The sequence below is a fragment of the Chitinophaga sancti genome, from assembly GCF_034087045.1.
Classification (GTDB): Bacteria; Bacteroidota; Bacteroidia; order Chitinophagales; family Chitinophagaceae; genus Chitinophaga; species Chitinophaga sancti_B.
The window spans coordinates 1,006,168-1,021,280 of the sequence record NZ_CP139247.1 but is presented as its reverse complement, the minus strand read 5'-3'; the positions used below and the strand labels follow the sequence as shown (position 1 = coordinate 1,021,280).

General features: G+C 47.7%; 2 protein-coding genes. One reads left to right on the top strand and one right to left on the bottom strand.

From position 1 onward, the window contains the following. Nucleotides 1-51 precede the first annotated feature (51 nt). Complete coding sequence (locus SIO70_RS04170; protein ID WP_320579694.1) at nt 52-2,616, bottom strand: hypothetical protein; 2,565 nt, start codon at nt 2,614-2,616, stop codon at nt 52-54. A gap of 724 nt (nt 2,617-3,340) precedes the next feature. Between SIO70_RS04170 and SIO70_RS04165 the strand changes: the two genes are divergently transcribed. Then, on the top strand, nt 3,341-15,052 hold the full coding sequence (locus SIO70_RS04165) for a gliding motility-associated C-terminal domain-containing protein (RefSeq protein ID WP_320579692.1): 11,712 nt from the start codon (nt 3,341-3,343) through the stop codon (nt 15,050-15,052). The last annotated feature ends 61 nt before the right edge of the window (nt 15,053-15,113 follow it).

The window sequence follows — 15,113 nt, the reverse complement described above, 5'->3', positions numbered from 1 at the left end:
GAATGCAATAACGCAAAATTATGCCAGATAATGAAAAGCAGAATTGAATGTCTATTGTCCCCACTGCTTATCCAGCTGCTTGAATGACGTGCTGGTGCCTATTAATTGCAGCTGTTGCCGCGTAATATGTAATTGTTTTTCAGCCTTCAGTGCCATATAGATTTTTTGTAATAATTGCAGCGCCATCATCATCAGCAACTTCAAATCCATTTTCTGGGAAATCTCCATGGCAGTCTCTGTCAGTCGTATGGCTTTGTTTAATTCATTTTCAAGCATACAGGCATATCCCTGCATCAGTTTGTGCAATACTTCCAGGTGCCTGCCATTGGTATGATCAAATGAATAGTTTTTTAACAACAGCTCGGCATGCCGGCTGATTTTCAATGCGGTAGATATATCATGTTGGCCAATGGCTGCATAGGCCTGCCAGCTCAGCAAAGAAAGCCTGACAGGATCGTGCTTCTGATATACCAGGGCCGGATAGCATTCAAAGATCCGTTTGGAATAATTAGCCATATGGCCAAAATCATGCAGCAGTGCGAAGGCAAAGCCTGAAAACCTGAATACCAGTTCGTGGGACACAGAGGGTGTCTGCCTGGTACTTCCATTCAGATATCGTCCGTAACTGTAGAGCTTATCTTTGATGCTTTCGTTGACGATACCAAATTTCAGGTATTCATATATAAATAGAAAGAGGTCGTAGGGAGTGACCCACAGCTCCTCCTCCGTCATTTCGCGTTGAACGATTTTTTTGATGAAATGCAGTTCCTGTTCGCATTGCTCTGCATCCAGTTGCAGGAGCGACATAATGAAGAGGATGCTTCTGATCTTTAGTTTATCTTCCGGCAGTTCTGCCAGATCTAACAAGGCGACTAGCACTTTCCGCTTACCAAAGTGAATAAAGTTGTCGTTCAGGATTTTGCTGAGTGGATACTTTTTAAAGTAGCCCATCGGGAAGATGGATTTCAGCGACATTTCCCTGTTTCCTTCCTGCTGATAATGTACAGCAAGGTATTCCAGCAATTGTGATTTCTCAATATTGGATAAGGAAAGGTGGAACATCTGCCGGATGCTCTCCTGCTGCTCGTTGTTGATGGCGTAACGCAGCATCCACTTGAAAATACCGGTACGGAAGGGGGAGGATGGCAGATGGCTGATCACATTCATAAATACCCCTTCTCCTGTCTGTTGCTGACCCTGGGCCACAAAGTGCATGGCCATAAAGTACTCCATCAGGAACTGATGGGCAAAACGAACCTTCACGTAGAACATAATGTCCTGACTCAGATTTTCTTCCACCAGTATATTTTCAGAAAGAAGTTCTTTGTACGCGGAGAATAATTCTGCATTCTTATTCAGGAGTGCGCTCTTTTCGACATATTGTCCCTTCTTGCCATAGTCGAGTAGCTCCAGGAGCTTATTAATGATGTTGATCTTAAAATTGTTGTTGTTCGTGCTGAATACTTTCATTTGCACGAACCGCGAGACCATTTCATAAAGGCTCAGGTGTTCATTGATAAATGAATTCTCACCTGTATTGAGCTGACAAAAGAGTTGCAGATAAAAAGGGTATCGCAGTTTTTGCAGGAAACTTTCGCTGAAAGTGCGTACCACAGCAGGATCCATGCGATGATTATAGAGCACGGACTTTACTTCCTGTTCCGTCATACGGGGGATGTTGATATTGGTTTCTTCATCCATTTCAGGACCCAGGTACCAATAGCGTCCGAATGGCGGCATGCGCTGGTCATTGTGAAATATTTCTGACCAGGTATTGCTACGAACAGAGAGGATCACTTTTATCCACGGGAATTCATCATTGGAGTAGACAAATTCTTCCAGCTTGGTATACATCAATTTTAGTTTATCGCTGGACATCGTGATTTCGTCGAAGCCATCGATAATGAGTATGAGTCTACCGCCTATTTTATCAAAATGTGCTTTAAAGTATTCCCTGAAATTTTCCCGTTGCCCGAGGCTGAGCTGATCGTCCAGCCAGTTACTAAGATTGAGGCCACGCAGAAACAAGCTTCCTGCGGCGTGAGCGTGGATGAACCAGCATATGTCGTGCGGATATTTTGCTTCTTTGCTATACCAGAAGTGTTCTACCAGGTGTACAAGCGTAGTGGATTTACCCCATCCGCTTGGCGCGATGAGGGCAGTAGCAGGATAAGTTCCTTCCAGGAACCGCTCTATATGGGCAACGCCGAATGCTCTGGATACTGTATTCTGAAATGGAATGCCGGAGCGGTTCTTGAGCGTTACTAAGGTATAATGGGATACGGCAGCTCCTTTACTCTTTAGTTCTGCCCATTTACCATCCTTTACAACTTCCCCGGAAGTGGATTGCGTGAAATGTCTGGTCTGAAAATCTTCCCAGTCCTTATAATTACAATATTGCGCCAGGGTATTCAAAGTATAGCGCGAAAAACTATGCTGTGTTACAGCAAACCCAAAAACTCTCTTTAGAGTTGTCTCACTAACCAATTTGCCGGTTACATCAGATATGGCGAGTGACAATCGTTTGCAATCACTAGCCGTTACAGAGTCAACGCCAAAACGTCTCGAAACTTCTTTCTGTAGAGTTATGATAAAGTCATAGGAGAGATCTATCATACGGGGACAAGAAATGGATTTTTGTAATCGGATTTTGGTAATCAAGGGTAAACTTACGTAGCGCTTTTTAGTTTAGATTTTTTCTCATAAAAATGAACAAAATGAACAAAACATATATAAATGAATGAAATTTAAAATATGATGTAAATCAATTGCGTATAATAATGTGGCAACGCCTATTTAAAAGTAATTTTTATCTGATTAGTTTGATTTCATATTAGTACTGCCAACTAAATGCATTGTTAATCATAGTACTATAACAATTTATTGTCTGGTTGATAAAACTGGATAAAAAGATTTCTGAAATGTTGAAATGAATAGAATGAATAGCGTTCAAATACTGAACGAAAAGAACAGCTGCTTTCCCACCCTATCAACCTAAATTCGTACCGTATTCTGACCGATGGGTTCTTAAAAATGTGTGTTCGTGAATATATCAACCGAATCAGACTACCCCTGTTTTAGCCATATCTTATTTATTGCTACTCCCCTTCATGACCTTGCCAATGCATAGACATTAATTAATGTGTGCTGTGTATCCTCTTGAGTGGCCTATGGACGCCAGACTCAATGTGGTGCATAATTGACCTGAATTCCTTGAAAACAAAAACTGTGAAAAACATACACGCTTTATAACCCGAACCAATTGATTTCTATGCATCTTAACGCTACTCTTAAAGGCTCCCTAAGAGCTTTTATTCTTACTATTTTTTCATGTCTTTGCATGGTTGGGTTGCCGGCAGGAGTTTCCTTTGCTAAGAAAACTTCTACGCCAGTTGCTGCCGACTTTAGCAACGACATTAAAAACAACAACGCCCTGTCATGGTTGCAGGCGTATGCAGCGCTACATCCCTATGCGCCTGTATTGCAAAAGCAACCACACTGGCAAACCTGGTATACTTCAGGTACTTATTTCGCAGATGGTCCCCTCTGGAGTTCCGGAGGGAATCCGAATGTAGTCACCTTTGGCCTGGCCTGTGCTACCTGTAGTGTGAGTGATGCAGCAAATGCTGTAGATGGCAATGCCAATACTGCTGCAACTATGAACCTGCCTGTCGGCGTTGTCGGCGGCGTAGGGCTTCAGCTCACATTTTCCGGTACCTATCAATCAGGCGATGCGATTGCATTTGATCTGGAAATCCCTGACCAGAACGTAACCCTCTCCCTGCTGAGTGCTATTTCTGTTAGCACCTTCAATACAGGTGTGGGTAACAACGATCAGATCTCGCTGAATAATAATCTGGTGAGATTCTACCTGCTGGGACTAGGCATCGGCAGTACACCCAAAGTCAGGGTCGTTGTCCCCATCTCACATACTTTTGACGAAGTGCAGCTGAACCTCTCTGCAGTCGTAGGTGGATTCAGTACTCTACGTGTGTATGAAGTAACTGCATTTCAGCCTGTAACATTGACACCTGCCACCCCTGCAGTCATCACTGGTGGTACAGTCGCCCTCTCTGCAGCTTTGCCCCGTATTCCAGGGGCTACCTTCCAATGGTATACAGAACCTGATGGTGGAACTGCGATTGGCAGTGGCACTAACTTTACCACCCCTGTATTAAACCGAACAACTACTTTCTATGTAGAAGCTACCAATCCTGCAGATGGTCTGGTAAGCCCTGTACGCACACCCGTACAGGTACTGGTAGGCGGCGGCGCTGGTCTGCTCTGGATGTATGGCGACCGGCAAGTCAGCACACTGACGAATGGTTTGGCCTGTGCTGGTTGTGTTGTCGATAATCCGGACAATGCAATAGATGGTGATACCACCACCGCCTCTACCCTCTCCATGCCGGTAGGTGCATTGTCCACTGTAGGGCAGTTCATTGCATTTCCTGGCAACTACAAAGCCGGTGATGAAATCGTGCTGGACCTGGATGTACCTGGCCAGTTAATATCTGTCGCTGCATTATCAGCTATCCAGGTATCTACTTATCAGGGTACCACTCCTAATAATGATGCGATCCAGCTCAATAATAGTCTGGTACATTTACAAGCCTCCGGCCTGGGTCTGGGCAATACACCTAAGATCAGGGTTACAATTCCTGCTAATGAAGATTTTAATGGTGTAAGAATCGATCTCGGTACTGCATTTACTGCTTTTGGTGCATTGCGCATTTATGAAGCAGCTGCCGTGATTCCGGTTACTGTTTCTCCGGCGGCACCTACTATCACTGCCGGCAACACAGAAACCCTGACTGCCAGCATCGATTCAAGAGTGAGTACGCCCACCTTTAGATGGTATACGACTGCTACTGGCGGGGCTCCTGTATCTACCGGTAATCCGTTTACAACGCCTGCCCTGTCCAGAACATCAACTTATTATGCAGAAGCTTATGATCCTGATAATAACCTGAGCAGCTATGTCAGAACACCTGTCACTATCAAGGTCGCCGGTGGTCCGGGAACTATCTGGAGTTATGGCCAGGATCAGGAAAGCCCCATCACCGGTGGAGTGGCCTGTGCTGGTTGTACGGTGACAGATTCGGCATCGGCTGCTGATGGCGATACTACTACTGCCTCTACCCTGACTGTACCATTAGGTATATTGTCTACCATAGGCCAGCTGGTAAAAATGCCAGGTGTATATCAGGCAGGCGATAGTATCGTCCTCTTTCTGGAAGCGCCTACTGAAAACCTTGCGGCGGTATTACTGCCTAAAGTAAGTGTAACCACTTACCAGAATAGCATTGCGGGTCCTGCAGTATCTAACAATGATACCAGAACACTGGACGATGCAGTTGTGAAACTGCAGTTACTCGGCGGGGGATTGAATAACACCCGCAAGTTCAAAGTCGCCATTCCTGCTACCAATACTTTCGATGGTGTGAAGGTTGACTTTGGCGGATTGCTTGGTTTATCCGGTTCTCTCAAACTGTACGAAGTAGCGGCTATGATCCCTGTATCAGTGACGCCTAACCCGGCAAAAACTGCTTACAACACAGGCATTACTTTAACGCCTTCTATCAGGATCTCCAATCCTACTTACAACTGGTACACCACTCCTACCGGTGGTTCACCGGTATTCAGCGGTGGTAGCGCTTTTACAAGTCCTGCGCTCATCCGCAATACAACCTATTATGTAGAAGCACTGGATCCTGCCGGTACCACCAGTTTTGTGCGTACCGCAGTTCCTGTCACCATAGGTGGCGGCAATGGCCCATTATGGACATATGGCACCGACCAGACTTCCCCTATTACTACCGGCGTAGCCTGTGCACTCTGTAGTGTACAGAATCCACAGCTGGCTATTGATGGTGATACAACTACTGCTTCCCGTCTTTCTCTGCCACTGGGTGTAGCTACTTCTGTAGGTCAGAAGATCACCTTCCCTGGTGTTTATCACCCTGGAGACAGCATTATCCTGATCCTGGGTGTGAAAGGTGATCCGATTGCCAATGCATCCCTGCTGGGTAATATCGGTGTAACCACCTCCATGAACAATGTGAGCAACAATGACCGTACGGCATTGAATTCTCCATTGTTAACATTGGATCTCTTATCAAAAGATACTATCAGCAAAGTGCGCGTGGCAATCCCTGTTACAAAGGATTTCGATGCCGCAACTATAGACCTCAGCAGCCTGGTGGCAGCTGATAACTCACTGTACATTTATGAAGTAGCGGCGATGATACCGGTAACGGTCACCCCAAGCCCTGCCAATGTAAATGCAGGTCAGACGGCTACGCTCACTGCCAGTATACCAGGCATTCCTAATGCGGTATTCAACTGGTACGATGTGCCTACCGGCGGTGCACCTGTACATACAGGTAGTACCTTTACTACCCCACCCAATTATGCAGATAAGACTTATTATGTAGAAGCTGTGTCTCCGACTGATGGATTGATCAGTATAGAACGGACAGCTGTTACTGTCGATGTAACTGATACTACCGGCAACGGTGCCCTGAGCTGTAGCGGCGCTACTACACAGAATAATGGCATTACCGGTTTACTCTGTCTGTTGTGCGGTGTGTCTAACGCTGACAATGCAGTAGATGCATCTGCGACCACAGCTTCCACTATGCGTATCAATGTTGGTCTGGGTGCAACTCTTTACCAGGATCTGGTATTCCCTAAATCAGGAAAAGCAGGTGACTCTATCCGTATCGGCCTTGGTACGACCACTGGTCTGCTGGATGCAACTTTGCTCGCTGGTTTAAGCGTAGGTACTGGTAATGGTGCACGTCCTGCTGATGCAGATATGGCAGCATTGTCTCCTGAGCTGTTGGGGGTTCGTCTCCTGAATGGTGAACAGCAATCTGCCTACACCTTTGTGGCGACCAAAGATTTTGACCGTGTCGAAATTCGCCTGAATGGTTTACTGGCCGCCCTCTCTTCTTACAATGTTTATTATGCACAGGTGGTGACCCCGATCGCTCAGGTGTCAGCATCCACTGTATATGCATGTAGCGGATCATCTGCTACATTGACTGCTGTAGGTCCGACTGGCTACACCTATCAATGGTATACCTCCTACACGGGTGGTACACCGGTAGGTTATGGCACGACCTTCACTACACCCGTTGTTACTAAAGACACTACCTACTTCGTAACCGCTGTTGGTGCTGATAGCTGTGGTAGTGAAAAACGTACCCCCGTACAGGTGAAAGTTGGTTTGCCAGGTGTGAATGTGACGCCATCTTCTGCTTCCGTAGCAGAAAGTGCAACGCCTACTTTCAATGTTGTATCGCCAAATGCTGCTTACCAGTACAACTGGTATACAGTGCCTACAGGTGGTACGCCTGTATATGTAGGTTCTCAGTTCACTACCCCTCCGGTATCTGCGAATGTTACATATTATGTAGAAGCTGTGTCGCTCAGCGATGCAAACTGTAAGAGTCTGCGTACACCAGTCCCTATCACGCTGAATGGCACAGGTGGTCCAACCCCTGTTGGTGATATTGATTGTGGCGGTGCTGGCTCACAGGTGTCTACTACCAGTGGTATCTGCGTAGGTTGCTATGTAGAGAAACAGGATTCTGCGGTGGACAACAGTACTGCTACTGCTTCTGTGATCCACACTATCCTGGGTGTAGGTTCTTATGTACAGCAATCCCTTATTTTCCCTGCACCTGGTGTGAAGGGAGACAGCGTCAGGATCAGGCTGGGCTTCAATACAGGCCTGACAGATCTGAGTGCATTAGCTGGTATCCAGATCTCTTCTTCCAACAATGCGACTGCTAATGGTGATGCAGTGACCCTGAACAGTGGTCTCCTGAACCTGCAATTGCTGAATGGTAACAGAGACCTGATTTATACATTCGCTCCTGGTGCTGCCTATGACAGGGTGAATATCCGGTTGAATGGTCTGGCTACAGCACTCACAGCCCTGAAAGTATATTCAGCCGAGATCTTTGCAGGTACGCCTACAGTAGAAAAAGATACGGTATATGTATGTGCGGGTGCTACTGCTACCCTGAAGGCGACAGGTCCTGGTACTACTTTCCGCTGGTATACCCAGCCTACAGGTGGTACAGCCCTGGCTACCGGTGCTACCTATGCGGTAACACCAACAACCAATGCGATCTACTATGTAGAAGGCGTATCGAGCAGTGGTTGCGCAAACCCTGTGCGTAAAGCAGTTTACGTAATGGTAGGCCTGCCACAGCCATTAGTAAATCCGGCTACCCAAACTATCAACTCCGGCCAGACGGCTACCTTCACGGTGCTTAGTCCAAATCCGGCATATCAATACAACTGGTACGATGCACCGGCAGGTGGCAATCTGCTGAAATCAAATTCCACCACTTTCACCACAGGGGCGCTCACAGCAGCGGCTATCTACTATGTGGAAGTAAAAGATCCGGTGAATGGTTGTACCAGCGCTACCCGCACTGCTGTGAGGGTAGATATCAACCTGCCTACAGAGCCAACCCCTTGTAGCTATGCGACTTCACAGCAAAGTCCTATTATCAGCGGTGTATGTCTGTTGTGTTCTGTAAGCAATCCTGCACTGGCAGTAGACCAGAATGCAAACTCTGCATCCACTATCAATGCTACCTTAAGTGCTGCTGGTTATATCGGTCAGCTGTTGAGGTATAACAATACTTACCCTGCCGGTGACAGCATTACGCTGGATCTGGAAATTCCTGGCAAAGTAGCAGATGCTACATTGCTGGGCGGTATCAGGGTAGAAACATATAATGGTGCTACTGCCAATGGCGATGCGCGTTATCTCGGTGATAACCCGATCCGTCTTATGCTGCTGAACACTGGCAACAAGTTCAGAGTGACCATACCTACCACCAAAACGTTCAATGGTGTGATGGTAAGTATCAATGGCCTGCTCACTGCCCTTACCTCTGTGAATGTTTACTTCTCAGCGGTAGTGACACCACGACCAGATGTATCTGCATCTACCGTGAATGTATGTAGCGGTAATACGGCAACCCTCATCGCAACATCTGCCAATGATGCGGACATTGCCTGGTTCACAAGTGCAGTGGGTGGTACAGCTGTAGCTACCGGCGATACCTTTACTACAGCAGCCCTCAACGCTTCGGTTACTTACTATGCAGAAGCCAGCCGCTTTGGTTGTGCAAACCCAACCAGGGTACCCGTGATGGTGAGCGTAGGTAATACACCTGTGGCGCCAACTGCCGCTGCTAAGAATATTTGCGCAGGCGACCAGGTAACCCTGCTGGCAACAGCGCCATCCGGAGCTACCTTCCGCTGGTATACTGCCCCTACAGGTGGCACCCTGCTGGCATCTACTCCAAATTATACGACTAACGCACTGACAGCCGATACTGCTTTCTATGTGGAAGCAGATAATAATGGCTGTATCAGCACAACAAGGACCCGAGTAGCTGTGACGGTGAATGCAGTACCTACCGGACTTACTGTAACACCGATGGGTACCTCCATCAGCAGTGGTCAGAGCGCTACTTTCACCGCGCATGCTACCGGAACTAACCTGATTTATAAATGGTACAATGCGGCCGGCGATTCCATCTTCACCGGTGCCGTATTCAATACCGGCGCTATTACGGCAACAGCTACCTACACGGTAGAAGCAGTGAATGCTGCTGGTTGTAAGACCGCATCCCGTGTGTCTGTAACCGCTACCGTGATTCCTGGCAATAACGACATCCCATGTGATGCCGCTACATCAGAAACCAATACAGCCAATGGTATCTGCATAGGTTGCTATGTAGAAAACCCAGCCCTGTCTGTAGACAACAGTACTGCCAGCAACGCAACCCTGCATGTAATACTGGGTCTGACAGGTGGCTATGTACAGCAAACCCTGATCTTCCCGCAGGTGAGCGAATTGAATGACAGCGTACAGATTAGCCTGTCTTTCCCTAACTCACTGGCCGATGTAGGTTTGTTAGGTACTATACAGGTAGGCTCTTATAATGGAGCCACTTCCAACAATGACTTTGTAGCATTGAATGCTTCAGGTATCAATGTGAGTCTGCTCAATGGCAATTCACAGGCATTGGTAGGCTTCAGGCCTAAAGGTCTCTTTGACAGGATCGTAGTACGCCTCAACTCTGGTCTGGCCACCGCACTGAGCGCAGTGAACATTCACTACGCCAGCCGCCTGGTAGGTCTGCCGGTTGTAACAGGTGATACTATCTGTGCTGGCAACCGTGCTACCCTTCTGGCAGCAGGTCCATCCAATGTAAGCTTCCGCTGGTATACTACAGCTGTAGGTGGTACCTCTATCTTCACTGGCACCAGCTATGAGACACCAGCACTGAACACGACCACTACTTATTATGTAGAGGCAGTGAAGACAAGCCTGACCTGTCCTAATCCTGTAAGAGTACCGGTTACTGCTGTGGTAGATCCTGTTCCGGATGTACCTGCACTGGATACAACGAGCATCACCGTGTGCAGTGGCAGCACTGCTACCTTCAATGTGAAACCAGTAACAGGTGTGACCTATCGCTGGTATACTGCATTGTCAGGTGGTACGGCTATCGCTACCGGTAATTCATTTACCACTCCTGCTTTAAACACAACTACAGTATACTATGTAGAGGCTTCCAATGCAGCAGGTTGTTCCAACACTACCCGCACTATGGTGACTGCAAATGTCATCACACAACCAGCAGCCGTAACGGTAACACCAGGATCTGCTGAGGTATGTGCAGGTAGCTCTGTTCAACTGGTAGCTTCTGCTGCTACCAATGGCGTGGTATTCCGCTGGTATACCACACCAACAGGTGGCACCGCTATATTTGAAGGTGCAACCTTCACTACACCGGTACTGAATACCACTACTACTTATTATGTAGAAGCGGCGGCAGGTATCTGTGCAAGTGCTACCAGAACTGCGGCTACTGTAAAAGTGAATGCAATTCCAGGAGCACCAACTGTAAATGTATCACCAGCTAATGGTCAGGTAATTTCCGGCCAGACAGCAACGCTGACAGTATCTCCTGCAGCAATGGGTGTTACTTATAACTGGTATACAGATGCTGTAGGTGGTACACCTGTATTCACAGGCAATGTATTCACTACAGGAGCACTGACCAGTGACATCATTTATTATGTAGAAGCTGTGGCAGATTCTGCTACCTGTGGTAGTCAGCGTACCGCTGTATCGCTTACAGTAACAGTAGCACCAAATACTGCGTGCGACTTTGCAAATGCACAAACTAACAGTACAACCGCTATCTGCGTATTGTGTTCTGTTCAGGATGCTGCAAATACGACAGATGCTGATATTGATAACTATTCATTGCTGTCAGTGCCACTGGCGGCTGGTAGTGGAAGTGTACAGCAATCCCTCATCTTCCCTGGCGCTGCCGCCGCAGGCGATAGCGTAAGGCTGGTGCTTGAACTGCCTGCACAGGCATTGGACGCTTCATTACTGGGTGCGATAGAAATATCCAGCTACAATGGCTCCACTGCAAATAACGATGCACTCCTGCTCAACAGCAGCAACCTGCATGTATCATTGCTGAGCGGTAGCAATAAGTTCACAGTAGCCTTTGCGCCAGGTGCAGCTTACGACCGCGTACAGGTGAAACTCAGAGGTGGTGTGATCTCCGCACTGGTGAACCTCCGAATATACTACGCTTCCCGCCAGGTATCTGCACCGGTGGTTGCTGTAAGAAGCACTACGATCTGTAGTGGTACAACTGCTACGCTCAAGGCAACAGCCAGCGCTGAAGCATCTATAGAATGGTACAATGCTGCTGGTACTAAGGTAGGTGATGGTCCAACCTTCACTACACCGGTATTGACTGCCAATACTACTTACTATGCACAGACTGTACGTACATCCAATGGTTGTGCGAATCCAAACAGGGTATCTGTAGCAGTGAATGTAGTACCAGCGCTCACCACGCCTACAGTTACCAGCGCAAATATCTGTTCTGGAAATACTGCTACCCTCACCGCTACAGTGACAGGTACTAATATCACGACGAAGTGGTATAGCGCCCCTGTAGGTGGTACGCTGTTGTTCACCGGCACTACATATGTAACCAATGCACTCACAGCAGATACTGCCTTCTATGTAGAAACCAGCAACAGCAGCTGTACACTCGCTACAAGAGTGAAAGCTACTGTAACTGTCGGAGCAGGTGCCCCAACACCAACCCTGACGGCGAACAATGTAAATATCTGTTCAGGCCAGCAGGCGACATTTACCGTAACATCCGGCACAACTGGTATTACTTATAAATGGTACACTACCCTTACTGGTGGTACTCCGGTATTCACTGGTGCGACTTATACAACAGGTGCACTCACTACATCCACAGTATACTATGTAGAAGCGGTGAACACAGCATCTGGTTGTACAGCAGGCGGTGCAAGAGTAACTGCAACTGCTAATGTATCGCTGAATCCTGATGCACCGGTAGTTTCCGCTACCAGCGTAGATGTATGTACAGGTCAGGATGCAGTATTGTCTGTATCTACACCTCAGAGCGGCGTGACCTACCAATGGTATGATGCTGCTACAGCAGGTACCCTGGTTGGTTCAGGTACTTCTATCACCATCAGAAATGTAACAGCGAATGCTGACTACTATGTAGAAGCTGTAAATGCAAGCGGATGTGTGAATACGGGTGGTCGTACGAAAGTGAGTGTGGTAGCTACCGCATCTCCTGGTACACCAACAGTGACCGCTGCTTCAGTAAGCGTATGTCAGGGTAATACTGCATCGCTTTCTGTACAGAATCCAAATGCAGCATTCACTTATCGCTGGTATAGCACAGCAACTGGTGGAACAGCGCTGGGTACAGGTACCAGCTTCACAACGCCTGCTATCAATGCAGATGCACAATTCTATGTAGAAGCAACCAATGGTAATAACTGTACCAGTGCAGCAAGAGCAAGCGTAAGTATAACAGTATCGAATACAGCTCCGACTCCGGTACTGGAATCAAATAATATCACTACCTGCTCTGGTACCACAGCTACCCTGCGTGTGATATCCAATACTTCAGGTATAGATTATAACTGGTATACAACGGCAACAGGTGGTACACCTGTATTCACCGGCGCTACGTTCGCTACACCTACACTGAATGCGACTACTACCTATTATGTAGAAGCTGTGAGTACAACATCCGGTTGTGGCAGCAGCAGCGCAAGAGTAAGTGCGACAGTGACAGTCGGTACTTCACCTGATGCACCAACCCTGGTATCTGGCAGCGTGAAAGTATGTGCTGGAAACGACGGTACGTTGACCGTACTGAATCCACAGACAGGTGCTACTTACCAATGGTATAATGCGGCTACTGGCGGTACCCTGGTATTCACCGGTCCTGTGTTCAATGTAACAGCAGTAACTGCAAATACGACTTACTATGTACAGACCCTGATCGGTATAAGTTGTGTAAGCGCTACCCGCACAGCAGGCAGCATCGTGGTAGACAATTCGGCTACTACGCCTGAAGTGGTATCTACCAATGTAACTACTTGCGTAGGTGGTACTGCTACCCTCTCTGTGCTGAATCCGGATGCATCACTTACTTATCGCTGGTACGATGCCCCATCTGGTGGTAACCTGCTCTCTACAGGCCCTGATTATACAACAGCAGCCCTCAGTACGAATACTACTTATTATGTAGAAGCCCTGAACAGCTCTGGATGTAGCAGCCTGGCACGCAGAGGTGTAACGGTAACAATCGTGAACACGATCGATGCGCCAGTAGCTACAAGTGGTGCAACAGTATGCTCAGGCAACACCGTGGTACTCTCTGTAACAAGTCCTGTATCAGGCTACTCTTACAAATGGTATACAACCGCAACCGGTGGTACACCAGTATTCACAGGTGCAAACTTTACCACACCGCAGCTCACCGCTAATACAACCTATTATGTGGAAGCAGCAACCGGTGGTTGTGTAAGCGTAAGCCGCACCATGGTTCAGGTAACCGTGAATGCTACACCAGCTGCACCAGTAGTAGTGAATTCCGCAGTCGTAACCTGCGCAAGCTCTACTGCAATACTACAGGTACAGAATCCGAATGCAAGTCTCACTTACCAATGGTTTACAACCAATACAGGTGGAACTGCAGTCGGCACTGGCTCAAGCTTCACTACACCTGCTATCACTGGCACTACCATGTACTATGTGGAAGCACAGAATCCAAATGGTTGTGCAAGCAATACACGTACAGCTGTAACGGTATCCATCGGCACACCTGGTAACAATGCGGTTGTATCCGGCGATGAAGCAGGTATCTGCCCGGGTTTGGGTGCAACACTGACGGCGACATCTACTACAACAGGTGCAACCTTTAGCTGGTATACAACAGCAACAGGTGGAACTGCAGTAGCAACAGGCGTATCGTTCACCACTCCTGCCATCACCGCGACCACTACTTACTATGTAGAAGTTGCATCTTCAGGTGGTTGTACAAGCGGTACCAGAGTGGCAGCTACCGTAACAGTTCTGCAACCGCTCGATGCACCGGTAGTAAGTGTTGACACTGCGCTCACGACTACCAATGCTGTGACATTTACATGGGATCCTGTAGCTGGTGCAACCGGTTATGAAGTGACCACGAACAATGGTACGACTTATACTGCGCCAAGCTCCGGCAGCACAGGTACTACACATACAGTATATGGCCTTACTCCTGGTCAGCCAGTGACGATACAGGTAAGAGCACTGGGTAGCGAAAGCTGCGAAACAAGTGCGCTGTCCAATGCCGTAACCGGTGAATCGAAGAACCCACAAGGCAACAGCATCTTTGTTCCGAATGTATTCACACCGAATGGAGATGGCTTCAATGACATCCATTATGTATACGGCAATAAGGTCGCCTCTATCGTCATGATGTACTACAACCAGTATGGTCAGCTGATCTACGAAACCAGGGACCAGGCAAGAGGATGGGATGGTACGATGAGTGGAGTTCAGCAGCCGGTAGGCGTGTACATCTATGTACTGAAAGCTACGCTGCGGGATGGTACGATTGTTAACAAGAAAGGTACCGTAACCATTGTAAGATAACTAATACAGATACCGGGATAGTGACAGACGCTATCCCGGTTATTAATATCAAACGATAAAC